This is a genomic window from Actinomadura sp. SCN-SB, assembly GCF_043906805.1.
GTDB lineage: Bacteria > Actinomycetota > Actinomycetes > Streptosporangiales > Streptosporangiaceae > Spirillospora.
Window position 1 is genome coordinate 150,370 of sequence record NZ_JBIMPP010000003.1, and the last position, 26,416, is coordinate 176,785.

At 70.4% G+C, this 26,416-nt stretch carries 22 protein-coding genes; 20 read left to right on the forward strand and 2 right to left on the reverse strand.

The features are described from left to right. The first annotated feature begins 5 nt into the window (after positions 1-5). The 14 genes from ACGWYJ_RS03235 to ACGWYJ_RS03300 all read left to right on the forward strand — a co-directional run bounded on the left by ACGWYJ_RS03235 (position 6) and on the right by ACGWYJ_RS03300 (position 16,116). Complete coding sequence (locus tag ACGWYJ_RS03235; RefSeq protein ID WP_395104000.1) at positions 6-977, forward strand: cupin domain-containing protein; 972 nt, start codon at positions 6-8, stop codon at positions 975-977. Between the two features lie 100 nt (positions 978-1,077). Next, positions 1,078-1,725, forward strand: coding sequence for a cysteine hydrolase family protein (locus ACGWYJ_RS03240; RefSeq protein WP_395104001.1), 648 nt, complete (start codon positions 1,078-1,080; stop codon positions 1,723-1,725). After that, complete coding sequence (locus ACGWYJ_RS03245; RefSeq protein WP_395104002.1) at positions 1,722-2,528, forward strand: SDR family NAD(P)-dependent oxidoreductase; 807 nt, start codon at positions 1,722-1,724, stop codon at positions 2,526-2,528. Before ACGWYJ_RS03240 ends, ACGWYJ_RS03245 begins: the two co-directional genes overlap by 4 nt. Positions 2,529-2,656: 128 nt before the next feature. After that, positions 2,657-3,805 (forward strand): ABC transporter substrate-binding protein, encoded by a 1,149-nt coding sequence (locus tag ACGWYJ_RS03250; RefSeq protein ID WP_395104003.1) that lies wholly within the window; start codon positions 2,657-2,659, stop codon positions 3,803-3,805. Further along, entirely contained in the window at positions 3,805-4,695 is an 891-nt protein-coding gene (locus ACGWYJ_RS03255; RefSeq protein WP_395104004.1) for an amidohydrolase family protein, read from the forward strand. Before ACGWYJ_RS03250 ends, ACGWYJ_RS03255 begins: the two co-directional genes overlap by 1 nt. Continuing rightward, positions 4,688-5,851, forward strand: coding sequence for a CaiB/BaiF CoA transferase family protein (locus ACGWYJ_RS03260; RefSeq protein ID WP_395104005.1), 1,164 nt, complete (start codon positions 4,688-4,690; stop codon positions 5,849-5,851). Before ACGWYJ_RS03255 ends, ACGWYJ_RS03260 begins: the two co-directional genes overlap by 8 nt. Beyond that, positions 5,848-7,308, forward strand: a complete 1,461-nt coding sequence (locus tag ACGWYJ_RS03265; protein ID WP_395104006.1) for a hypothetical protein — start codon at positions 5,848-5,850, stop codon at positions 7,306-7,308. The genes ACGWYJ_RS03260 and ACGWYJ_RS03265 overlap by 4 nt, the downstream gene beginning before the upstream one ends. 13 nt (positions 7,309-7,321) lie before the next feature. Then, a complete protein-coding gene (locus ACGWYJ_RS03270; RefSeq protein ID WP_395104007.1) occupies positions 7,322-7,807 on the forward strand; it encodes an acetyl-CoA carboxylase biotin carboxyl carrier protein in 486 nt (161 codons plus the stop codon). Further along, entirely contained in the window at positions 7,804-9,207 is a 1,404-nt protein-coding gene (locus tag ACGWYJ_RS03275; protein WP_395104008.1) for an acetyl/propionyl/methylcrotonyl-CoA carboxylase subunit alpha, read from the forward strand. Before ACGWYJ_RS03270 ends, ACGWYJ_RS03275 begins: the two co-directional genes overlap by 4 nt. A 40-nt stretch (positions 9,208-9,247) precedes the next feature. Further along, on the forward strand, positions 9,248-10,357 hold the full coding sequence (locus tag ACGWYJ_RS03280; RefSeq protein ID WP_395104009.1) for an ABC transporter substrate-binding protein: 1,110 nt from the start codon (positions 9,248-9,250) through the stop codon (positions 10,355-10,357). After that, positions 10,354-11,457, forward strand: a complete 1,104-nt coding sequence (locus tag ACGWYJ_RS03285) for an ABC transporter substrate-binding protein (RefSeq protein WP_395104010.1) — start codon at positions 10,354-10,356, stop codon at positions 11,455-11,457. Before ACGWYJ_RS03280 ends, ACGWYJ_RS03285 begins: the two co-directional genes overlap by 4 nt. A 63-nt stretch (positions 11,458-11,520) precedes the next feature. Then, positions 11,521-13,575 (forward strand): hydantoinase/oxoprolinase family protein, encoded by a 2,055-nt coding sequence (locus tag ACGWYJ_RS03290; protein ID WP_395104011.1) that lies wholly within the window; start codon positions 11,521-11,523, stop codon positions 13,573-13,575. Next, complete coding sequence (locus ACGWYJ_RS03295; RefSeq protein WP_395104013.1) at positions 13,572-15,317, forward strand: hydantoinase B/oxoprolinase family protein; 1,746 nt, start codon at positions 13,572-13,574, stop codon at positions 15,315-15,317. The genes ACGWYJ_RS03290 and ACGWYJ_RS03295 overlap by 4 nt, the downstream gene beginning before the upstream one ends. A 43-nt stretch (positions 15,318-15,360) precedes the next feature. Next, complete coding sequence (locus tag ACGWYJ_RS03300; protein ID WP_395104014.1) at positions 15,361-16,116, forward strand: SDR family NAD(P)-dependent oxidoreductase; 756 nt, start codon at positions 15,361-15,363, stop codon at positions 16,114-16,116. On the opposite strand, the gene ACGWYJ_RS03305 is transcribed toward ACGWYJ_RS03300, so the two are convergent. Further along, positions 16,095-16,829, reverse strand: coding sequence for a hypothetical protein (locus tag ACGWYJ_RS03305; protein ID WP_395104015.1), 735 nt, complete (start codon positions 16,827-16,829; stop codon positions 16,095-16,097). The two genes, ACGWYJ_RS03300 and ACGWYJ_RS03305, sit on opposite strands and share 22 nt — an antisense overlap. Before the next feature lie 239 nt (positions 16,830-17,068). On the opposite strand from ACGWYJ_RS03305, the gene ACGWYJ_RS03310 reads away from it, so the two are divergent. After that, positions 17,069-18,190, forward strand: a complete 1,122-nt coding sequence (locus ACGWYJ_RS03310; RefSeq protein WP_395104016.1) for an ABC transporter substrate-binding protein — start codon at positions 17,069-17,071, stop codon at positions 18,188-18,190. A gap of 60 nt (positions 18,191-18,250) precedes the next feature. On the opposite strand, the gene ACGWYJ_RS03315 is transcribed toward ACGWYJ_RS03310, so the two are convergent. Beyond that, positions 18,251-19,078 carry an NAD(P)-dependent oxidoreductase gene (locus ACGWYJ_RS03315; protein ID WP_395104017.1) on the reverse strand — a complete coding sequence of 276 codons (828 nt, stop codon included), beginning with the start codon at positions 19,076-19,078 and terminating at the stop codon, positions 18,251-18,253. A gap of 167 nt (positions 19,079-19,245) precedes the next feature. On the opposite strand from ACGWYJ_RS03315, the gene ACGWYJ_RS03320 reads away from it, so the two are divergent. The 5 genes from ACGWYJ_RS03320 to ACGWYJ_RS03340 all read left to right on the forward strand — a co-directional run bounded on the left by ACGWYJ_RS03320 (position 19,246) and on the right by ACGWYJ_RS03340 (position 26,175). Next, on the forward strand, positions 19,246-20,010 hold the full coding sequence (locus ACGWYJ_RS03320) for an SDR family NAD(P)-dependent oxidoreductase (RefSeq protein ID WP_395104019.1): 765 nt from the start codon (positions 19,246-19,248) through the stop codon (positions 20,008-20,010). 203 nt (positions 20,011-20,213) lie between these two features. After that, positions 20,214-21,962, forward strand: coding sequence for a thiamine pyrophosphate-binding protein (locus tag ACGWYJ_RS03325; protein WP_395104020.1), 1,749 nt, complete (start codon positions 20,214-20,216; stop codon positions 21,960-21,962). Positions 21,963-22,023: 61 nt separating this feature from the next. Then, positions 22,024-23,760, forward strand: a complete 1,737-nt coding sequence (locus tag ACGWYJ_RS03330) for an ABC transporter permease (protein WP_395104080.1) — start codon at positions 22,024-22,026, stop codon at positions 23,758-23,760. 50 nt (positions 23,761-23,810) lie between these two features. Then, entirely contained in the window at positions 23,811-24,935 is a 1,125-nt protein-coding gene (locus ACGWYJ_RS03335; protein WP_395104021.1) for an ABC transporter ATP-binding protein, read from the forward strand. Next, positions 24,928-26,175 (forward strand): MFS transporter, encoded by a 1,248-nt coding sequence (locus ACGWYJ_RS03340; RefSeq protein WP_395104022.1) that lies wholly within the window; start codon positions 24,928-24,930, stop codon positions 26,173-26,175. Before ACGWYJ_RS03335 ends, ACGWYJ_RS03340 begins: the two co-directional genes overlap by 8 nt. Positions 26,176-26,416: the final 241 nt, after the last annotated feature.

The window sequence follows — 26,416 nt, forward strand, 5'->3', positions numbered from 1 at the left end:
CGACGATGAGGACTCGAACCGAGACCCGCTCGCACTACGAGGTGCAACGGGACCGGCGCAAGGCCATGGCCGACGACTGGCGGTCCCACCGGCAGACCGTGATCCGCTCCGGCGATGTCGAACACCGACAGGCCGGACCGGGCGTGACCGCCGGTCACTACATCGGCGCCGCGGCCGGACGGCCGACCAAGCTGGTCGACTGCACGGAGTACCGGCTGGAGCCGGGTGCCGTGAGCACCGCCCGCCGGGAGTCCTGGGACACCGTCTACCTGGTGGTGTCGGGCACCGGGTGGACCGAGATCGACGGCCGCCGGGTGTCCTGGCGGCCGTGGGACGCCGTCCACGTGCCGCATTGGGCGGCGTTCCGGCACGGCACCGGCGACCCGCGCGGAGCGGTGCTGCTGTCGTGCAGCTCGCGGCCGGTCTTCGAGTCGCTGGGCGCGGCCTGGACGCTGCCCGCCGACCAGCCCGATCCCACCGAGGCCACCGGCGGGCGCCGGGGGCGGCTGCACACCGACTACGACGAGATCGAGCTGCGTCCCAATCCCAAGGGAACGCGCAGCAAGTTCCTCGTGGACCCCTCGATCGGCTCGCGCACGTCGGGCCTGACGATGGTCATGGTCCAGCTCGGGCCGGGGCTGTTCCAGGCCAAGCACCGCCATCCGGGCGAGGCGCTGCTCTATGTCGTCGAGGGCCGCGGGCACAGCTACTTCGGCGAGCGGGCCACCGGAGGCCGGGAGGAGACCTGGGAGGCCGGTGACCTGCTGGTCGTCGACCACTTCCTCTGGCACCAGCACTTCAACGACGACGCGGAGCGACCGGCGCGGCTGGTCCGGATGCACCTGATGGAGACCATGCTCACGACGATGCAGGCGTTGCTCGACCCGCTGGTCCTGCTGGAGGAGCCGCCGGAGGAGCTGGCCAAGGCTCCGGACGCGACGATTCCGGACTGGCCGGAGGACCGGCGGCCGGACTGAGACGCGCGGGGGCCGCCGGAACACGACGACCGAGACGGGCACCTCGCGCCCCCGAGGCCGAGCAGAAAGGCATAATGGTCATACCAACTAGGGAGGGTGGATGACCGACATCGCCGGGCGGCAGGGCGGGGGAGGGCTCGGGGTCCTCGTGGTGGACATGGTGCGCGCGCTCGCCGACGCAACGGTGCCCGGCCATGAGCCGGACGGGCCGCCGGCCGCCGAGCGGTGCCGCCTGCTGCTCGACGCGGCCCGGGCGGCCGGGCTGCCGATCTGGTTCACCCGGGGCGGGAAGCGGTGGCACACGAGCACGGCGAGCCCGCTGTCCACCGTCGAGCGGGGTGGATGGTTGCGGCGCAACGGATGGAAGCAGGATCCGCCGGAGGCCGCGCAGCTCGCGATGGAGATCGCACCACGCCTGGCCCCCCGGCCGGGCGAGGTCGTGCTCACCAAGAGCAAGCCGAGCGCGTTCTTCGGTACGCCGCTGATCAGCCAGCTGCTGTCGGCGCGGGTGTCCGAGCTGATCGTGGTCGGGATGATGACCTCCGGATGCGTCCGCGCGACCGTGACCGACGCGTTCTCCTACGACCTGGACGTGACCGTCCCGGTGGACTGCGTGGCCGACCGCGACGCCGCCGCGCACGAGGCCAATCTGCGGGACATCGGACGCAAGTACGCCACCTTGCTCGACGCGGGTGCATTCACTGAATTGATCGGCCGGCTTGAGGGGGGCGCGGTGGTGGGACGGTGACGGAGTCGATCGTCTGGGACGGGGTGGCGCTCCCCGGGCTGGCCGGCAAGGTCGCGCTGGTCACCGGCGGCACCGGCGCCATCGGGTGGCGGGTGGTCACGGCGCTGGCCGCCGCCGGGATGCGGGTCGGCGTGATGGGCCGCTCTCCCGATCTGGTGCACCGCAGGACGTGCGAGGCGCCGCGGGCGCTCCGTGAGCGGCTGTACGCGGTGCCCGGTGACGTGTCCGATCCGGCCGAGGCCACCGACTGTGTCGAGACGCTGGTCGAACGGTGCGGACGGCTGGACGTGCTGGTGCACGCCGCCGCGGTCGGTGACAGCGGCGTGCCGCTGGCCGACCTGACCGCCGCGGAGATCGACCGGGTGCACGCGGTCAACGTACGCGGCACGATGCTGATGGCCCAGGCGGCGGCCGCGCCGATGCGCGGCCAGGGGAGCGGCTCGATGGTGCTGCTGGCGTCGGTGGCGGCCGGCCGGGCGGGGGCGCGCGGGCTGGTGTACGGCGCGACCAAGGCGGCGGTGGTCCGGATGGCCAGGCAGCTCGCCGTCGAGCTGGGCCCGGACGGCATCCGGGTGAACTCGGTGAGCCCGGGACAGACGCCGACGGTGCTGCGGGGCGTCGACGAACCACCCGGCGGGCCGCCCGTGGCCGCCCGGGGCGGCGGCGAGGCGGCCATCCCGCTGCGGCGCCGTGGCCGGCTCGACGACTACGCCGGGCCGGTGCTGTTCCTCGCCTCCGATCTGGCGGCCTACGTCACGGGGATCGACCTGCTCGTGGACGGCGGGGTGGCGATACGCCGGTAGCGCGCGCCCATCTCAGATGGGAAGACACGGGGGTTGACCAAAGGCCATAGGTCATACCATTCTGCCTTAAAAATCCATCCGGCCCGCGAACCGACAGCAGTCAGCCGCAACCAGCCGAAGGACCCCCCATGAAGCACAGATCCCGAAGCCGCGTCGGTCTCGCCCTGGCCGCCGTCGTCATGCTCACCCTGACGGGCTGCGGCGGCTCGCCGACGGCGCAGTCCGGCGGCCAGAACACGGCCAAGCCCGGCAGGTCCGAGGGCCTGGAGAAGGTGCTGGCCCAGGTCAAGGGGCTGACGGGCGCGGAGCGGCGCGCCAAGCTCGTCGAGCTGGCCAAGGCCGAGGACAAGACCAGCGGCAGGCCGTTCAACCAGTACACCACGATGAACCTCGACAACTCGCAGCCGATCGCCGCCGCCTTCGAGAAGAAGTACGGCATCAAGCAGGAGCTGTACCGCGCGACCGGCACGACGGTGGTGCAACGGGTCATCCAGGAGACGAAGGCCAAGTTCCGGAACGGGGCCGACGTGGTGTCGATGAACGGCACCGAGATCGAGATGCTGGACCGGGCGGGCGTCCTCGCCCCTATCGAGGTGGGGGTCGCCAAGGACCTGGCCTACGTCCAGCCCAACTGGGTGTCGAACTACCTCAACGTCTTCATCGGCGGGTGGAACACCGAGCAGGTGACCGACCCCCCGAAGACGTGGGAGGACCTGCTCGGGGGCAGGTTCAAGGGCAAGCTGTCGTTCGAGGTCGGTGACTTCGACTGGTTCGCCACCCTGGTGCAGGAGTACTTCGTCAAGCAGAAGGGGATGACCGAGCAGGCGGCGGTCGACCTGATCCGTCAGGCCGCCAAGGGCGCGTACGGCGTCGACGGCCACACCGTGCAGAACGAGCTGCTGGCCAGCGGCGAGTTCGGCATCGCCCCGTCCCTCTACCTGCACAACACGCTGCAGCGCATCGACGAGGGCGCGCCGATCGCCTGGGACAAGCCCGCGCCGGTGCAGCCGCTGATCGTGCGCGCGAACGGGATCGGCATCAACGTCGCCACCGACCGGCCCGCCACCGCCCTGCTGTTCGTCGAGTACATGGTCGAGGACGCGCAGGCACAGATCGCGAGCTTCCATCGCACCCCGGCGAACCGGAACGCGCCGGGCGGTATCCCGGCGCAGTACAAGATCATCAACGCCGATCTCGATGATCTCCTGGACAGCGAGAAGAAGTGGAAGGCGCTGTACGAGGACGTGACCCGCGACGCCACGATCAAGGGCAAGTGATGGGGCGGCGGCTCGAAGGCATCGACGTTCACGTCCACATCCACGACGAGCGGGCCCGCAGGCTGCGCGGCGAGGAGGCACAGCGCCTGTTCGAGGAACGCGCCCGGTACTTCAAACGGGAGGCGACCGGCCTGCCGGTCGCCGAGCAGGCCGAGCAGTACCGGGCCCGGCGGATGATGGCGGTGCTGATGAACGGCACCGACGAGACGATCACCGGCATCCCGCCGATCCCCAACGACTTCGTCGCCGAGACGGTCGCCGAGCATCCCGACGTCTTCCTCGGTTTCGGCATCGTCGACCCGTGGCAGGGCGAGCTGGCCCGCAGGGAGATCCGCCGGATCGCCGAACTCGGGTTGCACGGCGTCGGCGAGTTCAACCCGGCGCGGCAGCACTTCTATCCGAACGACCGGCGCTTCTACCCGCTGTGGGAGGAGGCCGAGCAGCTCGGCCTGCCGGTGCTGTTCCACAGCGGCTACGCCGCCGCCGGATCGGGCCGTCCGGGCGGGCGCGGGGTGAAGCTCAAGTACACCCAGCCGCTGCATCTCGACGACGTGGCGGCCGACTTCCCGGGCCTGAAGATCATCAGCGCCCACCCGTCGTGGCCGTGGACCGCCGAGAGCCTGGCGATCGCCCGGCACAAGGCCAACTTCTACATCGACCTGTCCGGCTGGGCGCCGAAGTACTTCCCGGCCGAACTGGTGCAGCAGATCAACAGCCTGCTCCAGGACAAGGCGCTGTTCGGCTCGGACGCGCCGTCGCTTCCCGTCGACCGCTGGCTGAAGGAGTTCGCCGACTTGGATCTGAAGGAGGAGGTCCGCCGCAAGGTGATGGTGGACAACGCGCGGCGGGTGTTCGGTCTCGACGAGCAGGGGAGGCCCGCGGGTGCCTGAGCCGCGACCTGCCCCCGCGTTCCCGCTGGACGACATCCGCGTCCTCGATCTCGGCCAGTACATCTCCGGCCCGTGCGCGGCGGTGCTGCTGGCCGAGATGGGCGCCGACGTGGTCAAGGTCGAGCCGCCCGAGAGGGGCGACCCGTTCCGGGCCTGGGAGTCCGGCGGGCTGAACGCCACCTTCGTCGCCTTCAACCGCGGCAAGCGGTCGGTGGTGCTCGATCTGAAGTCCGAAGCGGGCCGCGAGGGGCTGCTGGAGCTGGCCGCCGACGCCGATGTCCTGGTGGAGAACTTCCGGCCCGGGGTGATGGCGCGCCTCGGGCTCGGGCACGACGTCCTCCGTGACCGCAATCCGCGGCTGGTCCACTGCAGCATCACCGGCTTCGGCGGTGACGGCCCGTACGCCGGTCTGCCGGCGTACGACGGCGTCGCGCTCGGATACAGCGGGATGGCCGGGCTGCTGCTGGACCCCGGCGACCCCCGGATGCGCGGACCGGCCCTGGCCGACGCCATCACCGGGCACACCGCGGCGTTCGCGATAGTGGCCGCGCTGCACGAGCGCGGCCGCAGCGGGCGGGGCCGGCACCTGGATGTGAGCATGCTCGGCGCGCTCACCCACTTCCTGCACTCGGCCGTCGCCAAGAAGGTGGTCGAGGGCCGCGAAGAGGGGCCGTACACCCGGCCGCACGGGTCCGGGTGCCACGCGTTCCTGACCTCGGACGGCCGCGCCCTGCTCATCCACCTGTCGTCGCCCGCCAAGTTCTGGGAAGGACTGTGCGCCGCGGTCGGCCGGCCCGACCTGCCGGCCGACCCGCGGTTCGCCACCCGGCCGGACCGGCGCGCCCGCTACGACGACCTGCACGCCGAACTCGCGCCGATCTTCAAGACCAGGGACCGCGACACCTGGCTGGCGGTCCTGCGGGACCACCAGGTGCCGTGCGCGCCCGTGAACGGGATCGGCGAGGCGCTCGCCGACGAGCAACTGCGGCACCTGGGGATCATCGACACGGTCGACGAGCCGGGCGTCGGGCCGATGCCGCGGATCCGGCCTCCCGTGGCCTTCGACGGCGCGGTGCTCCCGCCGGTGCGCCGCGCGCCGTACCTCGGTGAGCACACCGGCGAGGTCCTCTCGCGGATCCCGGGGGCGGAGCGATGAGGCAGGTCAGGTTCGTCGACACCACGATCCGCGACGGCCAGGCCAGCCTGTGGGCCATGAACATGCGGACCCGGCACATGGCGCCGGTGATGCCGCTGCTGGACCAGGCCGGCTTCGACCAGATGGAGTTCCTCGCACCCGGCAGCCGCCTGAAGAAGTTCGTCCGGCACCTGCGGGAGAACCCGTGGGACTGGATCCACACCGGCGCCCGGCTGGCCCGCGACACACAGCTGCGCTGGCACGGGCACATCTCGGGGTCGACCATGAGCGGCAGGGTGCCGATCGAGGTGGGCACCCTCCTGTTCGCCAAGGCCGTCGAGCTCGGCATCCGCTACACCCGCACCGGCGACAACTGGAACGACTTCACCAGGGTCGCGCAGGACGTCAAGCGGCTCGACGACATCGGGATGACCTCGGTGGTCAACGTCATGTACTCGGTCTCGCCACGGCATACCGACGAGTACTTCGTGACCAAGGCCCGGGAGGCGGCGGCGCTCAAGCCGTGGCGGCTGTGCTTCAAGGACGTCGGCGGCCTGCTCACCCCGGAGCGCACCCGGGAGCTGCTGCCGAAGATGATGGCGGTGACCGGCGACATCGAGTGGGAGTTCCACGGGCACTGCAACAACGGCCTGGGACCGCTGAACGCGATCGAGGCGGTCAAGGCCGGAGTGGGGTACGTGCACACCGCGGTGCCGCCGCTGGCCAACGGCAGCTCGCAGCCGTCGATCCACAACGTGGCCGCCAACCTGCGGGCGCTCGGCCACGATCCGCTCGTCGACGAGGCGCCGCTGCGCGAGGTGACCGCGCGGCTCACCGAGATCGCCCATCGGGAGGACCTTCCCGTGGGCGTGCCGCACGAGTACGACGAGCGCCTCTACGCCCACCAGGTGCCCGGCGGCATGATCTCGAACCTCCGGCACCAGCTGGAGCGGGCCGGCGTCGGCGACCGGCTGGAGGAGACGCTGGAGGAGACGGGCCGGGTCCGGGCCGACTTCGGCTACCCGATCATGGTCACCCCGCTGTCGCAGTTCGTCGGCACCCAGGCGGCGATCAACGTGATCGTGGGCGAGCGCTACCGCCAGGTGACCGACGCGGCCATCGAGTACGCGCTGGGGTGGCACGGCGGGGCGGAGGCGACCGGGGCGATGGACCCGGACGTCCGGGACAGGATCCTCGACCGCCCGCGGGCCCGGGAGATCGCCCGCACGCGGCGGCCCGATCCCACGCTCAAGGAGCTGCGGGCCAGATACGGCCGGGGCATCTCCGACGAGGACCTGATCCTGCGGGCGATCGTCGGCGACGACGCGCTCGACGTGCTGCGCGACGCGCCACCCGACACCGCCGGCGACACGCCGCTGATCCGGCTGATCCGCGAGCTCGCCGAGCGGCCGCGGCCACGGCTGGTGACGGTCGCCAAGCCCGGGATGTCACTGACGATCCGCAAGTCCGGACGATGAGGAGCCCCGGCCGATGGACCTGACGCACGACGACGTCCGGCTGATCCTGGACCTGGTGGACGAGCACGAGGACATCGAGTTCCTTGAGCTGCGCCTCGGTGACCTGCACCTGGTCGCCGACCGCACCGGCACCGGCGGTCACTCGCCTCCCGCCGCCGTGCCGCGGGCCTCCGGGCCCGGACCGGTCGCGGTGGCCGAGCCGGATCCTTCCGCAGGCTCGGCCGCCGCGCCCGCGGGCGCGGCGGAGAACGTGGAGGTCGTGACGGCCCCCGTGGTCGGGGTGTTCTTCGCGGCCCCCGAACCGGGCGCGCCGCCGTACGTCGAGGTCGGCGGCCGGGTCGAGGCGGAGGACACGGTCGGGCTGATCGAGGTCATGAAGATGTTCAACGGCGTCCAGGCCGGAGTGCGCGGTGAGGTGGTGCGGATCCTGGTCGCCAACGAGGAGTTCGTCGAGTTCGGCCAGCCGCTGATGGAGATCAGGCCGGAGGCGGGCGAGTGAGCCTGCGCCGCCTCCTGGTCGCGAACCGCGGTGAGATCGCGGTCCGGGTGATCCGGGCCTGCCACGAGCTCGGCATCGAGACCGTGGCCGCGGTCTCCGAGGCCGACAGGGACGGCCTTCCGGCCCGGCTCGCCGACCGCGCGGTGTGCGTCGGACCGCCCCGAGCGGCGCACAGCTACCTGAACCAGAACGCCCTGCTGGCCGCCGCGATCGGCACCGGCTGCGACGCGGTACACCCCGGATACGGCTTCCTCTCCGAGAACGCCGCGTTCGCCGCGGCGTGCGAGGAGGCCGGGCTGACGTTCGTCGGCCCGCGCGGCGAGACCGTGCGGACGATGGGCGATAAGCTCGCCGCCCGGCGGCTCGCCGAGCGGCACGGCGTCCCCGTGGTTCCCGGGGGCGGCGTGCCGGGCGGGGCGGCCGACGCGGCGAAGGCCGCCGAACGGCTGGGCTACCCGGTGCTGCTCAAGGCGGCGGCCGGGGGTGGCGGACGCGGCATCCGGGTGGTGCGCGATCCCGGCGAGCTGGCCTCGGCGTTCGCCGGTGCGGTCGCCGAGGCGGAGGCGGCGTTCGGCGACGGGACGATGTACGTCGAGCGCTACGTCCCCCGAGGACGGCACCTGGAGGTCCAGGTCTTCGGCGACGGCACGGGCGGTGTCGTTCACCTCGGCGAGCGGGACTGCTCGGCGCAGCGCCGCCACCAGAAGATCATCGAGGAGGCCCCGGCGACGGGCGTTCCGGAAGCGATCCGCACGGGCGCGCGGTCGGCCGCGATGCGGCTCGCCGAGACCATCCGGTACCGGCAGGCCGGCACCGTCGAGTTCATCGTCGACCAGGATCGCGGCGAGTACTACTTCCTGGAGATGAACACCCGGATCCAGGTCGAGCATCCGGTCACCGAGGAGATCACGGGGATCGACCTGGTGCGGCTGCAACTGCGGCTGGCCGGTGGCGAGCCGCTCCCCGTCGAGCAACGCGACGTGGGCTTCACGGGGCATGCGATCGAGTGCCGGATCACCGCCGAGCGGCCCGCCGACGGCTTTCGCCCGTCCCCGGGGACGATCACCGCCTGGCGTCCGCCGTCCGGCACGGGCATCCGGCTCGACACGCACTGCGAGGCGGGGTACCGGGTGCCGCCCTACTACGACTCGATGCTGGCCAAACTGATCGTCCACGGCCGGGACCGCGCCGACGCGACGGCCCGCACGCGCGCCGCGCTGGCGGACTTCGTGATCGACGGTGTCGACACCAACCTCGCGTTCCTGCGGGCGGTCCTCGCCCACCCGGACTTCGCCGCCGACCAGATCACGACGCGCTGGGTGGACGACGCGATGAAGACGGGCCGGCTGACCGAGGTCTCGCCGGCGAAGACGTCCCCGTTGTCTCCACGGCACCAGTGATGCTGAGCCACGGATGCCGACCCCCTGTCGAGGAGAACCGATGAGAAAGCCCCTGTCCCTGCTCTGTATCTCCCTGCTCGCCGGCGTCCTCATGGCCTGTGGCGGTACCCCGACCTCCGGCCCCACCGGCGGCGGCACGGCCGATGAGAAGCTCGCCGCGGTGCTCGACCAGGTGAAGGGCCTGCAAGGCCGGCAGCGCGCCGACAAGCTCGCGCAACTCGCCAAGGACGCCGGCGGTACCGTCAGCATCTACACCGCGCTCACCAACAAGGTGGCGGGCGAGGTCCAGAAGCGGTTCCAGCAGCGCTACGGGCTGAAGCTGACGGTCTACCGGGCCTCGACCGAGGCCATCAGCCGGCGGCTGGTGCAGGAGGTCATGGCCCGCAAGCCGGGCGCCGACGTGGTGGAGAGCGGCGGCACGGAGCTGGTGGAGCTCGGCGACCAGGGCGTGCTCGCGGTCTACGACTCGCCGGAACGGCAGGCGCTGCACGACGCGGCCAAACCGTCCACCACCTGGACCGGCACAAGGTTCCAGGTCTACGAACCGGCCTGGAACACCGAGCAGGTGACCAGCCCTCCGAAGTCCTGGGAGGAGCTCGCCGACCCCAAGTGGAACGGCCGGCTGGCGATGGAGCCCAACAACTCCGACTGGTACATGACCCTGTCGGAGCACTGGCTGCAGCAGGGCAAGTCGCAGGCAGAGGTGGACAAGCTGTGGCGGGACATCGCCGAGGGCACCGTCATGGTCAGCGGTCACTCGACGATGCGCGAGCTGCTGGGCGTCGGTGAGTACGGCGCCGTGGCGGCGTTGCCGACGTACATGACCGAGGAGTCGATGGAGGCCGGTCTGCCGCTCGCCTGGAAGCCCACGGTGAGCCCGGCGATCGTCCGTGCCCAGGGCGCGGGCGTGGTGAAGAACTCGCCCAACCCCGCAGGCGCGCTGCTGCTGATGGACTGGCTGCTGGCCAAGGACGGCGGGCAGCAGATCTTCGTCGACGCCCACATCGACCCGGCCCGCGCGGACATGTCGAAACTCGACATGAGCACGGTCAAGGTGATCGACCTGAAGCGGTACGTCGCCGAGTCCAAGCGCTGGCAGGACGCGTTCGAGAAGGTCACCCGGCTCGGCACGGTGGCGGGTCGCAAGTGAGCCCGCGGCGGGCGCTGGCGGCCGGCATCGCGGCGGTGGTGGTCGCCGGGGCGACGGCGTGCGGCCGGCCGCCGACGAACTCGGCGCGGGGTGGCGGCGCGGCGTCCGGGTCCAGCGAGGCGTTCACGAAGGTGTACGACCAGCTCAACGGGCTGTCGGGGCGGCAGCGCACGGACCGGCTCGCCCAGCTGGCGAAGGCCGAGGGCAAGGTGGTGATCTACACCAGCAACAACACGTTGCCGAAGGTGCTGCCGGCGTTCGAGAAGGCGTACGGAATCACCACCGAGGTGTATCGCGCGCAGTCGCAGACGGTGGCCCAGCGCGCGCACTCGGAGGCCGCCGCGGGCCGGGTCGGCAGCGACATCGTCGACAACACCGCCGAGTACCAGCTGATCGAGCATGACCAGGGCGTGCTCACCGAGTACCGGGGGCCGGTGCGGGACACGCTTCCCGCGATCGCCAAGGGCGTGGGCTTCACCGCCAACCAGTACACGATCTTCGCCACCTCCTGGAACACCGACCGGGTGGCCGCGGCCGACCGGCCGTCGTCGTACGAGGACCTGGCCGACCCGCGCTGGAAGGGCAGGCTGCTCATCGACCCCCGGCACGACGCGATGTACTACGCCCTGCATGAGCACTTCGTCGGCCGGCAGGGCTGGTCCGAGGACAGGTTCCGCGACCTGTTCCGCGAGATCGGGAAGAACGCCGTGCACATGGAGGGCGGCACGGAGCGGGCGAACGCGGTGGCCTCGGGCGAGCACCTCGCCTCGCTCGGCTCGTTCGTGCACGAGGTGGAGGGCGCGGCGAAGAAGGGCGCGCCGATCGACTGGCGACCGGCGGTGCAGCCGATGTACGTCGAGCCGGTCGGCTCCGCGCTGACCGCCAACGCGCGGCATCCCGCGGCGGCCCTGCTGTTCTACGAGTGGGTGCTGACCGCCGGGCAGGCCGAGCTGGCGAAACTCGGCCGGGTCACCAACGCGGAGATGGCACGGGGCGGCCGGCTGGCCGGCATGCGGCTGCTGACCATCGACTACCGGCGCTACGTCGCGGAGCGGACGCGCTGGGAGCAGGAGTTCCACCGGCTGATCGGCTACCGGTAGCCGCCCGCGGGAGAGATGCGGACACGGCCAGGACTATGAGGAGGACGTTTGTCGCGTTATCGGGTGACCGTCGACACGGGCGGTACGTTCTCGGACTTCGTCGTGTTCGACGAGGAGACCGGCACGTACCGGATTCTCAAGGTGCCGTCCACGCCGGACGACCCGGGCCGGGCGGTGCTGAACGGGCTGGAGCTGCTGCGGGAGCAGGGCGTCCGGCCGGAGCAGATCGGGTTCTTCTCCCACGGTACGACGGTGGCGACCAACGCGTTGCTGGAGGAGCGCGGTGCCCGGGTGGGGCTCGCGGTGACGGCGGGCTTCCGCGGGATCTACGAGACCGCCGAGCAGAGCCGCCCGTACGGTCCCGCGGTGTTCGACCTCGGCTACAGCAAGCCCGCGCCGCTGGCGCCGCCCTCGCGCACGGTGGAGATCACCGAGCGGATCGGGGCCCAGGGCCAGGTGCGGGTGGAGCTCGACGAGCGGTCCGTGCGGGACGCGATCGCGGTGTTCGAGGCGGAGCGGGTCGAGTCGGTGGCGATCTGCCTGCTGTTCTCGTTCATGTGCCCCGACCACGAACAGCGGGTGGCGCGGGCCTTCCGCGAGGCGCATCCGGAGTGGTGGATCTCCACCTCCAGTGACCTGCTGCCGCAGATCCGCGAGTACTACCGGCTGAGCACGGTCGTGGTGAACGCCTATGTCTCGGCCGTTCTCGGCCGGTACGTCGAGCAGCTCGGCGACCGGCTGGACGAGCTCAAGGTGGCCCCGGCGAGCCGGTTCACGATGCAGTCCAACGGCGGCTCGGCGCCGTTCAAGAGCACCTCGGCGCGCGCGGTGGGGACGATCCTGTCCGGACCGGCCGGGGGCGTGACCGCGGGCAGCGCGCTGGCCGCCGCGGCCGGGATCGACGACATCGTCACCTTCGACATGGGCGGCACCAGCTGCGACGTCGCGTTGATCCAGAACGGCGAACCGCTGATCAGCGACCGCAACAAGATCGGCGGACGCGACATCGCGCTGCCGATGCTGGACATCAACACCGTCAGCGCGGGCGGCGGGACGGTGGCCACCGTCGACGCCCACGGCGCGCTGCACGTCGGGCCGCAGAGCGCCGGCGCGGTCCCCGGGCCGGCCTGCTACGGGCGCGGCGGCGACCAGGCCACGGTCACCGACGCGAACGTCGTCCTCGGCTACCTCAACCCCACCGAGATCCTCGGCGGGGCGATGAGCCTGAACCGCGACCTGGCCGAGACCGCGATCCGCGCCAAGGTGGCCGAACCGCTGGGCCTGGACCTGCTGCGCGCCGCCGCCGGGATCGTCGAGATCGTCAACGTGAAGATGGGCGAGGCGATCAAGGCGATCTCCACCGAGCGGGGCTTCGACCTGCGCGAGTTCACCCTGGTGCCGTTCGGCGGCGCGGGGCCTCTGCACGCCGGCCGGATCGCGGTCGACCTCGGCGTGCCGCGGCTGCTGATCCCGCCCGCGCCGGGTGCCACCTCCGCGCTCGGGCTGCTGATGTCGAACGTGAAGCACGACTACGTGCGCAGCCGGTTGACCGACATCGAGCGGCTGTCCGCGGACGAGGTCACCGACCTGTTCGAGCGGTTGCGGGGACCGGCCGTGGAGCAGCTCGCCCAGGAGGGGTTCGCGCCAGAGCGGATGCGGTTCCGGTACTTCCTCGACATGCGTTACGCCGGCCAGGGTTACGAGAATCCGGTGCCGGTGGACTCCGTCCCGCTCGCCGACGGCGACCTGGCCCGGTACCGCTCGCGCTTCGACGAGATCCACCGCAACTGCCACGGGCATGCCGCTCCCGGGCAGCCGGTCGAGGTCGTGAACTACCGGCTGGAGGCGACGGGCGTGGTGCCGAAGGTGGAGCTCGCCCGGCTGGAGGAGGCGGACGGCCCGGTCGAGGCGGCCCTGGCCGGCACCCGGCGCGCGTACTTCGCCGGCGCCGGCGGGATGGTCGACGTGCCGGTCTACGACAGGCACGGGCTGCGCGCCGGGCATCGCTTCGCCGGGCCGGCCCTGGTCGACCAGTACGACGCCACCACGGTCATCTGCCCCGAGCAGGTGGTCACCGTCGACCCGATCGGAAACCTCATCGTGGAGCTTGCCGGATGACCCGGAACACCGCACCCGCCGTCGACGCGATCACCGTCGAGGTGGTCAGCCAGAGCCTCGCCGGCATCGTCCAGGAGATGCAGAACTCCCTGTTCTGTACGGGGTATTCGACCATCATCCGTGAGTCCCGGGACGCCAGTTGCGCGATCCTCGACCCGGCCGGAAGGGTGCTGTCGCAGTTCACGGTGCTGCCGCTGCACCTCGGCGCGTTCCCGGCATGCGTCGAGGGCCTGCTGTCGTTCTACTCGGCCGACGAGCTGTCGGACGGCGACGCGTACCTGGTGAACCACCCTTACTGGGGTGGCAGCCCGCACGCGCCCGACATGGCGATCCTGTCGCCGATCGTGATCGACGGCGGCCTGTTCGGGTTCTCCGCGAGCATCGCGCACAAGAGCGACATCGGTGGCCTGGTGCCGGGCTCCAGCTCGGGCCAGGCACGGGAGATCTTCCACGAGGGCCTGATGGTGCCGCCGGTGCGCTTCTCCCATCGCGGCGAGCCGGTGCGCGAGGTGGAGACGATCCTGCGGGCGAACAGCCGGACACCGGACCTGGTGATCGGTGACCTCCAGGGCCAGGTGGGCGCGACCCGGCTCGGCGCGGAGCGGGTGCGCGACCTGTGCGCGAAGCACGGCACGTCGACGGTGGCGTCCGCCGCCGAGCGGCTCTACCTGCTGACCGAACGCCGGGCGCGGGCGGCGATCGCGACCTGGCCCGACGGTTCCTACGAGGGCTACGCGGCCCTGCACAGCGAGGGACTGGAGGGCGGCAGGCCGGTCGCCGTCCGGGTGACGGTCACCATCGACGGTGACCAGGCGACGTTCGGCTTCTCCGCGTCCGACGACCAGGTGGGCGGGCCGTACAACATCAGGCCGCCGCTGGTGCGGGCCGTGTGCAGCTACGCGCTGAAGTGCCTGGTCGATCCCGAGCTGCCGTCCAACCACGGGCTGACACTGGCGGTGGAGACGGTCACCCGCGACGGCTCGGTGCTGTCGCCGGTGATGCCCGCGCCGGTGAACACCTACATGCCGATCGCCAACGTGGTGGCCGAGGCGATCTTCGACGCGCTCGGCCCGGTGCTGCCGCGGGCGAGGATCGGCGAGAGCAGCCGCGGCGTGTCCGGCACCCTGTCGCACATCCTGCCGGGGGAGCCCTACCCGCGTGTGCAGTACGAACTGCCGGCGGGTGCCGTCGGCGCCCGCGCGGACGCCGACGGGGTGTCCGCGTCGAAGGCCCACGTCGCCAACGGCACGATCACGCCGGTGGAGATCCTGGAGTCGGAGTTCCCGGTGGAGCTGGTGCGGTTCGAGCTGGTGCCGGACTCCGGGGGAGCGGGCCGGTTCCGCGGCGGTCTGGCCTATGTGCGGGAGTACCGGATGCTCGGTGACGGCCAGTTCTCCAGTCGCGGCGGGCATCTGCTGACGCCCCCGGCGGGGCGCGAGGGAGGTCTTCCCGGCGGCGGCGGCGCGACCATCGTGAATCCGGGCCGTGCCGATGAGCGCCACGTGTCGGCGCAGGACGGGAACGTCCGGCTGCACGCGGGCGATGTGCTGCGCCGGGAGATGAGCGGAGCCGGTGGCTACGGCGATCCGCGCGAGCGCGAGGTCGAGCGGGTGCTGGACGACGTGCGCAACGGCTACGTCACGCCCGAGTCCGCGCGTTCGGCGTACGGCGTGGTGGTGGTCCGCGCCGGCCACACCTGGGACGTCGACGCCGAGGCCACCGCCGCCCTGCGCGCCGGCTGACACCGCCGTCCTGTTGATCATTGTTCGGAAAGGAACAGACCGCATGAGGTTCGAGGACAAGGTCGCGATCGTCACCGGTGGCGGACGCAACGTCGGTCAGGCCATCTCCCACCGGCTGGTCGGCGAGGGCGCACGGGTCGCGGTCGTCGACATGGACGCCGGCCGCGGCGCGTCGGTGGCCGCCGAGCTGACCGCGATCCGGCCGGGCGCCGGGCACTACGTGCAGTGCGACGTCTCGTCGGCGGCCGACGTCCAGCGGATGGTGGCCGAGGTGGTCGACACCTTCGGCGGCGTGGACATCCTGGTGAACGGCGTCGCGATCACCGACCGCGGGACGACCGTCCTCGATCTGGAGGAGGAGGTGTGGAGCAGGGTCCTGGCGGTGTCGCTGGACTCGGTCTTCCTGTGCGCGAAGTACGTCGGCAGGCGGCTGGTCGCCCAGGGCCGCGGTGGCGTGATCGTCAACATCGGCTCGACCTCCGGGCACCGCGGCCGCCGTAACGCGACGGCGTACTCGGCGGCCAAGGGCGCGATCATCACCCTGACCCGGTCGCTGGCGGTGCAGCTCGGCGAACACGGGATCCGCGTCAACGCGGTCACGCCGAACAAGGTCGGTTCTCCCGTCGGCGAGGATGTGGAGCCCACCGACCGCAAACGGGAGAACCTGCTCGGCCGTGGCGCCGTGCCGTCCGATATCGCTGATGCCGTCGCCTTCCTCTGCTCCGCCGAGGCGGGTTTCATCACCGCCGCCGACCTGGTCGTCGACGGCGGCTCGCTCTACGCCTCGACCGCCGGCTGACGCGCCGCCGCCAGGGGTGGCAGCTCGGCGAGCAGCCGTCCGAAGCCCTGGGTGCGCCGGCCGACGCGGAAGTGTCGCTGTGTGTGCCACACCCTGGCGGCGACGCTGTGCAGCACCGGTACGTCGAGGTCCTCCTCCAGCACCGAGATGATGTCCAGGACGCGCCACCCCGCGCCGAGCAGGTAGATCAGGTCGGCGTCCGGGTGGCGCAGGAAGGACGCCTTGGCGTGCGCGTACACCTCGTGTGAGGACAGCTTCTGGACCTGGTCGAACGCGACGTCGATGCCGTCCATCGCGAGCACCGTGACGCCCGCGTCGGTGAAGTACCGGGCGAACATCTCGTTGAGCTCGTCCGGGAAATAGGTGATGCCGACCATCCGCGACACGCCGAGGGCCCGGATGGCCTCGACCTGCGTCACGCCTGAGGTGACCACGGGAAGGCCATAGGTCCGCTCCCAGCGGTCGAGTATTCTCCGCTCGCCTTCGTAGCCGTGCACCATGAACGGCGGCGCACCCGCGGGAGCGACGAGATCGACGCCGATCTCGGCCAGTTCCCGGACATGGTTCTCGATGGTGCCGAGCACGTCGTGGAATTCACGGACGCTGCCTTCGGAGATGCCCACGGTCATCGGGATGACGCCGATCCCCTCGGGCAGCAGCCGAATGGTCTCCTCCAGGGATCCCGGCCGGTGCGTCGGCTTGATCAAGCCCATTGTTCCACGCCAGCTACTGAATGCCACGTCGGCTCCTCGCCTTGAAATCGTTATCTCATAGGATGCCAGGTAAGCGTCGCTCCCGGATCCCGGAATTGTCAACACCGGACCCTGGAAAAGTTTTCGATCCCCCGCTCGGAGCCCGATTAGGCCCACATTATGAGATGGGCCCGTTGACCTTGGTGAAAAGCGTCGATTGCATGGCCTCCATTACCATTCGAGGTGGAGGAGAGTAGCTTATGTCCGCACGCCTACGTGCGATCTCCCTGCTGGCCGTGGCGCTTCTCGCCGCGGCCTGCGGCAGTCCCACCGACACCCGCGCCCAGGGGCCCGACGCCGGTGCGCGGTCGGCCTACTCCGCCGTGCTGTCGGAGATCAAGGGCCTGGACGAGCGGGCGCGCTGGAACCGGCTGGTCCAGCTCGCGGAGCAGGAGTCCGGGACATTCCTGGTCTACGGCACTCTCGTGAACGACCAGTTCAAGCCGATCATGTCGGACTTCGTCCGGGCCACCGGCAGCAGCAAGATCAAGGCGAGCTTCTACCGCTCCGGCAGCGAGGAGATGCTGGAGCGGGTGCTCCAGGAGGCCAGAGCGGGCCGTCCGCGGTCCGACGCCGTCATCACCCTGGCGACCGACCTCAGAATCCTCGGCGACCAGCGCCTGTTGCAGCGCTTCGACTCACCGCTCTCCCAGAAACTGTCCAAGGACGTGGTGTTCCCCGACTGGGCCGGTGTCTACATCAATGCCTACACCCTCAGCTGGAACACCAAGCTGGTGAAGGCCGATCAGGTCCCGACGACCTGGGAAGAGGTGCTGAACTACACCGCGCACCCGGTGGGAATCGAGGTACAGAGCTACGACTGGTTCGCCACCATGGTCACCAGGTACTTCATGGCCGAGAAAGGCATGACCGAGCAGCAGGCCGTCGCGGCGTTCACGAAGGCCAAGGCGACATTCGTCCCCGTGAACGGACGCAGCACGCTGGCGGAGCTCCTCAGCGCCGGGGAGTACGGCCTGGGCATCGGGACCTACACCCAGACCATCGACGACGCCAAGCGTGACGGCGCGCCCGTGGAGTGGAAGCCGCCCGTGCAACCGCTGGTGCAGCGCCCCAACGGCGTCGCGGCGATGGCGGGCAGCGACCAGCCGGCCACGGCTCTGCTCTTCGTCGACTACCTGCTGAGCGAGCGCGGTCAGAAGCTGATCGCGTCGTTCTCGCGGATCCCCACCAACCGCGACGTTCCGGGGGCGCTGCCCCAGGAGTACAGGGTCCTCACGGTGAACGAGGAGGAGATGGTCGGTCAGCGCCAGAAGTGGACCGACCTCTACGGCAAGGTCACCGGCCAGCCCGCGCAGAAATAGCCGGAGCCCGCGCCGGCGCCCTGGGGGCGCCGGCGCGGGCGTTCAGCGCAGGTCGGCCGTTCAGCGTAGGTCGGCAAGGTCCTCGACGGTCAGCTCGCCCATCAGGGGCTGTAGCGCCTCGATGAACGGCAGGTGGACGCCCGCGTCCTCGGCCAAGGCCAGCGCGACCTCAAGGTCCTTCTTGGGCCACCGCAGCCGCTGCGCGCCCCATTCGGCCAGCGGACGGTTGGCGCCACTGCCGATGCTGAGGAAGGCGCGCAGCTTGCCGGGATCCACACCGAGCTTCTTGGCGAGTGTCAGGGCCTCGTAGTTGGCGCGGATGCAGCTCCACAGCAGCAGGTTGTTCGCGGTCTTGGCGACCTGGCCGGCGCCGACGTCGCCGACGTGGCAGACGTTGATGGCGAACGCGGCGAACGCCTTGAGGCAGGCGTCGACCACGTGCGACGGCCCGCCGCACATCAGCTTGAGAGCGCCCGCCTCCGCGCCGCGCTCGCCGCCGACCAGGGCGACGTCGATGACGTGGACGCCGTGCCCGGCCGCGACGTCCGCCATCTCGGTGCAGGTGTCCGGGCGCACCGACGGGCAGATCGCCACGATGGTGCCCGGGCGGGCCTTGCTCAGAATGCCGTCCGGCCCGGTGATGGCCTTCTTGACCTGGGCGTCGTCGACCACGACCAGCAGCACCAGGTCGCTGCTCGCCGCCACCTCGGCCACCCCGCCGGCGACCGTGGCGCCCGCCTGCGCGGCGGCGGCCCGCGCCTCCTCGGACGCGTCGTACGCGACGACCGGCCAGCCGGCGCGGGCGGCGAAGGTGCCCATCATCCCGCCCATCCGGCCCCAGCCGATCAGACCGATGGTCTCGACGGTGCGGATCTCTGCCTCGCCCATGCGGGAACCCCTTCTCATCGGTGCGGGTAGTTAATGGCTAGTCCATATGTCCATTCAGTGTCAAGGAACGGGCGGTGCCCCTCCGATCCGTCTCAGCATTCGGTTCAGGCGTCTGGCCGTACGGCCGCGGGGCGTCCAACCTGGGCATCTGTCGAGGGGAGGGCGAAGTGGGTCGTTTGACCGGGCGCTGCGTCATCGTCACCGGCGGCGGGCACGGGATCGGCAGGGCCTACTGCCATCGGCTGGCGGCCGAAGGGGCCGCCGTGACCATCGCCGAGCTCGACGCCGCCGCCGCGGAGGCCGTGTGCGAGGAGATCGGCGACGCGGGCGGGACCGCGCTCGCCGTGCCGACCGATGTGGCGGACGAGGACGGCGTCGGCCGGATGGTGGAACGGTCGCTGGCGGAGTTCGGCCGGATCGACGGCCTGGTGAACAATGCCGCGATCTTCGCCACGGTGCCGATGTCCCGGGTCGGCATCGGGGAGCTGAGCGTCGAGGAGTGGGACCGGATGATGGCGGTCAACCTGCGCGGGACGTTCCTCACGTGCAGGGCCGTGCTGCCGGCGATGCGCCGGCAGGGCTCGGGCCGGATCGTCAACATCTCCTCCGGGACGGCGCTGAGCGGGTCGCCGTCCCGCCTGCACTACGTCACCTCGAAGGCCGGCGTGCTCGGCTTCACGCGGAGCCTGGCCCGGGAGGTCGGCCCGTACGGCATCACGGTGAACGCCGTCGCGCCGGGCAGCACGCTCAGCGAGAAGGAGCCTGACGAGCGGGTTCTCGAGCTGCGCCGGCGCCGGGTGGGGGCCAGGGCGCTCGCCCGGGTCCAGATGCCGGGCGACGTCGTCGGCGCGGTCGTGTTCTTCCTGTCCGAGGACGGCGCCTTCGTCACCGGCCAGACGCTGGTCGTCGACGGTGGTGCGACCATGCACTGACGCATTGATCGCTAAATGGGGCGGTAATACCGTTATGCCGAGTCCGGGGGGACCGTGCGGCGCCGACCCTGGCGAGGTGGACCGCGTGCCAGGCCGTTTCGTCCATGCCGCCAGCTATTGACAGACCGAAAAATGGTTATACCATTAGTTCAAAATCGGGGACCTCGGCACATCGGGTGACAGGTCGGGAACAAGGAGCGTAGATGGCCTACGACGCCGCTCGGTACGGCTCAGACGTGATGGTCGACGCGATGAAGGCGCATGGCCTGCGCTACGTGAGCCTCAACCCCGGATCGTCCTTCCGCGGCCTGCACGATTCGATCGTCAACTACGGCGGCAACAGCCCGGAGATCATCGAGTGCCCGCACGAGAAGGTCGCGGTCGGCCTGGCGCACGGGTACGCCAAGGCCACCGGCGAGGCGATGGGGGTGATCCTGCACAACGTCGTGGGCCTCCTGCACGGCGCGATGGGGATCTACTACGCCTATCTGGACCGGACACCGGTGGTGATCTTCGGCGGCACCGGCCCGATGGCCCTGGAGCGGCGCCGGCCGAACATCGACTGGATCCACACCGCCAACGTGCAGGGCAACGCGGTCCGCGACTACACCAAGTGGGACGACCAGCCCGCCACCGTGCGGTCGGTCCCGGAGACCATCGCCCGCGGCTACCGGATCGCGATGAGCGAACCACGCGGCCCGGTCTACATCTGCCTGGACGCCGGGCTCCAGGAGGACGAGCTCACCGAGGAGATCCCACCGGTCGATCCCGCGCGTTACCAGGTGCCGAGCCGGATCGGCCCCGACCCGCTGGCACTGGACCGCCTCGCGCGGATGCTGGTCGACGCGCGGCGACCGGTCATCGTCCCCGGGTACGCCGGCCGTGACCCGGCGGCCTTCGACCAGCTCGTCGAGCTGGCCGAACTCCTCGGCGCGGGCGTCATCGACACGGGCATCAGGCTGAACTTCCCCAACCGGCACCCGCTCAACGTGACCGGCTCGGACGACGCGCTCTCGGACGCCGACCTGGTGTTCTTCCTCGACGTCAAGGACTTCGGCAAGCCGACCCAGGTACTGGACCGGCTGACCCGGACGATCACGAGCCGGATCCCCGCGGACGCGAAGATCGTCGACCTCGGGTTCAACGATCTGGAGATCTCCTCCTGGTCCCACGACTTCACCGCGCTGCACCCGACCGATCTCCAGGTCACCGCCGACTCCGCCGTGGCGCTGCCGATGCTGCTCGACCGGTGCAAGGAACTCGAACGGGCCGATCCGGGGCGCCGTCCGGCGCGGGAGGAGCGGAAGTCGGTGCTGGCCGGTCGTCACGAGGCGGTCTGGGAGGGCTGGCGCCGCCAGGCCAAGGCCGACCGGGACCTGTCCCCGGTGTCGACCTCGCGGCTGGCCGAAGAGGTCTGGGAAGTGGTCAAGGAGCACGATTGGGTGCTCACCGCCGGCACCGCCTCGGGCTGGGCGCCGCGCATCTGGGACTTCGACAGGGCCTACCGGCACCCCGGCGCGAGCCTGGGCACCGCGACCCAGATCTCCATCTCCCTGGGCGTCGCGCTGGCCCACAAGGGCAGCGGGAAGCTGGTCGTCGACCTCCAGCCGGACGGCGACCTGATGTTCGACCCGGGCGCGCTCTGGGTCGCGGCGTACCACAAGATCCCGATGCTGGTGGTCATGTTCAACAACCGCGCCTACTACAACGACTGGGAGCACCAGGAGCGGATCGCGCGGCATCGCGGAACGCCGGTGGAGAACGCCTACCTCGGCATGGAGATCGACGGACCGGCACCGGACTTCGCGAACATCGCCCGGTCCTTCGGCTGGTACGGCGAGGGCCCGATCGACGACCCCGAGCAGGTGCAGGCCGCGGTACGCCGCGCGGCGGAGATCGTCATGTCGACCGGGCAGCCGGCGCTGGTCGACGTGGTCTGCCAGCACGAATGAGCGCGAACGGCGGGGGATGTCCGACCGACGAACCAACGACCAGGGAGTTGTCGTGACCGATATGTCGACAGCCGAGCGGACTCGGCTGGTGGTTCGGCTGAACCACATGACGCGCGGCTGGAGCTGGCGGAGGTTGCTCACCCCACAGGTGCTGATCATCGCCGTCGTCATCGCGTTCGTCGCCTATCTGGCGCTGGTGCCGCTCGGGTACCTGCTGTGGGGCACGTTCTATGACGGCACGTCGGTCACCTTCAGGTTCTTCACCGAGGCGTACTCGGCGTACGGCCTCACGTCCATGGTCGTGAACTCCTTCGCCTTCGCGATCGGCTCCACGCTCCTGTCGGTGACCATCGGCACCACGCTGGCGTACCTGACGGTCCGCACCAACGTGCCGTTCAAGGGCCTGATCTTCGCCGCGTCCCTGGTGCCACTGATCATTCCGGGCATCCTGCACACGATCGCGTGGATCTTCCTGGCCAGCCCGCGGGTCGGGCTGTTCAACAAGCTGCTGGAGCCGATCTTCGGACCCGGCGTGCTCAACGTGTTCAGCATCTGGGGAATGATCTTCGTCGAGGGGCTGCACCTCTCCCCTCTGGTGTTCCTGCTGATGTACGCCGCGTTCCGCAGCATGGACCCCTCGCTCGAAGAGTCGGCGCAGATGAGCGGCGCCCGGCTGCCCACCGTGCTGCGCCGGATCAGCCTCCCGCTGGCCAAGCCCGCGCTGGCCGCGTCCGTGCTCATCATGATGGTGCGCGCGCTGGAGGCGTTCGAGGTGCCCGCGCTGCTCGGCATCCCGAACGGCACCTGGGTCTTCACCTCGCGGATCTGGCGGGTGCTGAACCAGTACCCCGCCGACTACGGCCAGGCCGGGGCGTACGCCCTGTCACTGCTCGCGCTGACCACCGTCGGCGTCTTCTGGCAGTCCCGGCTGTCGAGGAGGGGCAAGGCGTACCAGACGGTGACCGGCAAGGGGTTCCGGCCGCGTCCGATGGACCTCGGCAAATGGCGGTGGCCGGCGACCGTACTCATCTTCGCCTACTTCCTGATCGCCGTCGCCATGCCGACGCTGATCCTCCTGTACGCCTCGTTCCAGCCGTACTACGCGATGCCCTCGACGAAAAGCCTGGAGACCTTCACGCTGGAGAACTACGCCTACACGCTGACCAACAGCCAGGCGCTGGGGGCGGCCAAGAACTCCTTCCTGCTGGGCATCGGCTCGGCCACGGCGGTGATGTTCCTGATGGCGATCGTCGCCTGGACGGTGGTGCGGACCAAGATCCCCGGCCGCTGGATGGTGGACAACCTGACCTTCCTGCCGCTGATCATCCCGGGCCTGGTGATGGGCGTCGCGCTGCTGTTCGTCTACCTGCGCTTCCCGGTGCCGATCTACGGCACGATCTGGATCCTCTTCATCGCCTACTTCACCCGCTACATGCCGTACGGGATGCGGTACGCCACATCGTCGATGTACCAGATCTCCGGCGAGCTGGAGGAGTCGGCGCGCAGCAGCGGAGCGAGCTGGTGGCAGACGTTCCGGCGGGTCAACCTGCCGCTGCTGATGCCCGGACTGCTCGCCGGCTGGATCTACATCGTGATGGTGTCCGTCCGCGAGCTGTCCAGCTCCATCCTGCTGTACTCGCCGGGCAACGAGGTGCTGTCCATCCTGATCTGGGAGCAATGGGAGAACGGGCAGTTCACCGAGCTCGCCTCTCTCGGGGTGCTGATGATCCTCGCGCTGGTCGTCCTCGTGGCCGTCGCCAACAGGCTCGGAGCGAAGGTCGGCGTCCGGGAACACTGAACGGCCGCCTGCACCGATCCCGCAGACCAACCCCCAGGGAGCAGAGCGCAATGCTGCAGATCGACAACCTCCGTAAGACCTTCGACGGCACCAAGAGCGAACGCAAGTCCCGAGTCGTCGCCGTCGACGACCTGTCGCTCACGGTCGAGGAAGGGCAGATGTTCACGCTGCTCGGCCCGTCCGGTTGCGGCAAGACCACCACGCTGCGCTGCGTCGCCGGCCTGGAGCACCCCGACCGCGGCGAGATCGTCGTCGGGGACCGGCCGCTGTTCTCCAACAAGCGCGGGATCCGGCTGGCGGCCAACGAGCGCGGCCTCGGCATGGTGTTCCAGTCCTACGCGATCTGGCCGCACATGAACGTACTGAAGAACGTGTCCTTCCCGCTCGAAGTGCTGCCGCGGTCCAAGCGGCTCCCGAAGAAGGAGATCAGGGCCCGCGTGGAGCGGGTGCTCGCCGTCGTCCAGCTGGAGAAGATGGCGGACCGTCCCGCGACCAACCTGTCCGGAGGCCAGCAGCAGCGGCTCGCCCTCGCCCGCGCGCTGGTGATGGAGCCGCCCCTGCTGCTCCTGGACGAGCCCCTGTCCAACCTGGACGCCAAGCTGCGCGAGGAGATGCGCTTCGAGCTCAAACGGTTGCAGCGGGAGCTGAACATCACCGCGGTCTACGTCACCCACGACCAGGTCGAGGCGCTGGCGATGTCGAACAGGATCGCGGTGATGCGCGACGGCAGGGTCGAACAGGTCGGCCGGCCGCGGGAGATCTACGAACGCCCGTCGTCGCGGTTCGTCGCGGACTTCATCGGCACGTCCAACTTCATCGACGGCACGATCGAGAGCCACGAGACCGGCGACATCTACCTCGTGGAGACCCCGCAGGGCAAGATCCGGGGCAGCTCGTCCGCCGACCTTCCGGTGGGGGAGAAGGTCGCGGTCTCGATCCGTCCCGAATACGTCGACGTGCAGAAGGGCGCGGCCCCCACGTCCGAGGCCGTCGGCCAATGGAGCGGTGTCGTCCAAACCCGGGCGTTCCTCGGCGAGTCCGTCGACCACGTCATCCGGGTCGGCGAGCTCGAACTGCGCGCCCGGTGCCACCCGTCGCTGTCGTTCCCGCCCGAGACCGAAGTGACCGTCACCCTCCAGGAGAAGATGTGCTCGCTGATCCCGGTCGGTGAGTGAGGGGCGACGGCGCCGGCTCAACCCGTTCAGCCGGGGCAACCCTCTGGCCGCGTCGTACCTCTGCGTCTTTCTCTACAGTTCCGGCGAGGCGGCACTGCACGTCCTGGTGCCGCCCTACCTCTCCGACGGCCGCGGCCAGGGTCCCGGCGCCATCGGCACCGTACTGGCGATCTTCGGGCTGAGCTCGCTGCTGACGCGGTTGCCGGTCGGCGCCGGCTACGCGGCCGACCGGGTCCGCCCCCTGCTGCTCGTCGGCGGGCTGCTGTCGGCCGGCGCCTTCGCCGTCGTGCCGCTCACCGACGAACTGGTCCTGTTCGGGGCGCTGATGGCGATGGACGGCGTCGGCTGGGCGATGGCCACCACCACCCAGCTCACCGTCCTGGTGGCGTCCCGCCCGTCGCACCTGTCGATCGCGTCGGCCATGGGCTGGTACTCCGGCTTCACCGGTCTCGGGAACGCCGTCGGCGGGGCCACCGCGGGCGTGGTGGCCGACCGGCTGGGATACACGGCCGGCTTCCTGGTGCTGGCGGCGTTCCCGGCCTTGGCGACCGCGGTCATGCTGCGGTCACTGCCGGGACAACTCGCCGCGGCGACCCGCGCCAAGGACGGCGACGGCAAGGAGCCGCGGCACAACGCACTCTCGGCGTTGCGATCGATCCGCACGCTGCCGATGGCGGTCTTCGGCGGCGCCTTGATCATGTTCTTCATCAACGTGCACAACGCGCTGCTCAGCACCTTCCAGCCGGTGCTGGCGCTGGCCGCCGGCCTCACCCTGACACAGATCGGCCTGCTGGCCAGCGTGCGTTCGCTCACGTCGTCGGTGACGAGGATCGCGTCCGGCCCGCTCTTCGCCCGGGTCAACGGGCGTTCCCTGACCACGCCGATGTTCCTGCTGGGCGTCGCCACCCTGTACCTGGTGCCCGTCGTCCGCGAGTCGTTCTGGCTCCAGGTCGTCGTGTTCGCCGCGGCCGGACTGTCCCGCGGCCTGCTACGGGTCACCGGCGCCGCGTCGGCCTTCGAGGACACCCGCGACGACCAGCCGCACGGCCTGGTCTCGGCCTTCCTGCACATGGGCCTGGACCTGGGAAAGGTCCTGGGCCCACCCATGGGCGGCGTCCTGGCCGAATGGGTCGGAGTAGCCACAATGTTCAAGGTCGCCGCCATCGCCCTACTGGCGGCCTACCTGACCTTCGCCCTAGCGTCCACCCGCCGACGCACAAACCCACCCCGAACCACCTGACCACCAGCCAAGGCCCGTTCGCCGCATCTCACCAACAGATCGGCTAAGCAGAGGCGCTGACTGGAGCCGGCATCGCTACCCATGAGTGAGGCGAATGATCCCAGCTTGTGGCGTGGGAACGGCCGACGTTCGCGAACCGGCGGCGGCTACCACCTTCCGGCGCAACCGGGCTGTCTTCAAGCATGCCGCCGGGTTCGCGGGCGACCTGGCGGCGTGGTAGATCGGCGCGTCGTGGTGAATC

Coding starts and splice junctions, on each gene's coding strand:
- ACGWYJ_RS03330 (WP_395104080.1), top strand. CDS start 22,024: ATGTCGACAGCCGAGCGGACTCGGCTGGTGGTTCGGCTGAACCACATG.
- ACGWYJ_RS03325 (WP_395104020.1), top strand. CDS start 20,214: ATGGCCTACGACGCCGCTCGGTACGGCTCAGACGTGATGGTCGACGCG.
- ACGWYJ_RS03235 (WP_395104000.1), top strand. CDS start 6: ATGAGGACTCGAACCGAGACCCGCTCGCACTACGAGGTGCAACGGGAC.
- ACGWYJ_RS03280 (WP_395104009.1), top strand. CDS start 9,248: ATGAGAAAGCCCCTGTCCCTGCTCTGTATCTCCCTGCTCGCCGGCGTC.
- ACGWYJ_RS03265 (WP_395104006.1), top strand. CDS start 5,848: ATGAGGCAGGTCAGGTTCGTCGACACCACGATCCGCGACGGCCAGGCC.
- ACGWYJ_RS03270 (WP_395104007.1), top strand. CDS start 7,322: ATGGACCTGACGCACGACGACGTCCGGCTGATCCTGGACCTGGTGGAC.
- ACGWYJ_RS03250 (WP_395104003.1), top strand. CDS start 2,657: ATGAAGCACAGATCCCGAAGCCGCGTCGGTCTCGCCCTGGCCGCCGTC.
- ACGWYJ_RS03335 (WP_395104021.1), top strand. CDS start 23,811: ATGCTGCAGATCGACAACCTCCGTAAGACCTTCGACGGCACCAAGAGC.
- ACGWYJ_RS03240 (WP_395104001.1), top strand. CDS start 1,078: ATGACCGACATCGCCGGGCGGCAGGGCGGGGGAGGGCTCGGGGTCCTC.
- ACGWYJ_RS03305 (WP_395104015.1), bottom strand. CDS start 16,829: ATGGGCTTGATCAAGCCGACGCACCGGCCGGGATCCCTGGAGGAGACC.
- ACGWYJ_RS03300 (WP_395104014.1), top strand. CDS start 15,361: ATGAGGTTCGAGGACAAGGTCGCGATCGTCACCGGTGGCGGACGCAAC.
- ACGWYJ_RS03315 (WP_395104017.1), bottom strand. CDS start 19,078: ATGGGCGAGGCAGAGATCCGCACCGTCGAGACCATCGGTCTGATCGGC.
- ACGWYJ_RS03310 (WP_395104016.1), top strand. CDS start 17,069: ATGTCCGCACGCCTACGTGCGATCTCCCTGCTGGCCGTGGCGCTTCTC.
- ACGWYJ_RS03255 (WP_395104004.1), top strand. CDS start 3,805: ATGGGGCGGCGGCTCGAAGGCATCGACGTTCACGTCCACATCCACGAC.
- ACGWYJ_RS03295 (WP_395104013.1), top strand. CDS start 13,572: ATGACCCGGAACACCGCACCCGCCGTCGACGCGATCACCGTCGAGGTG.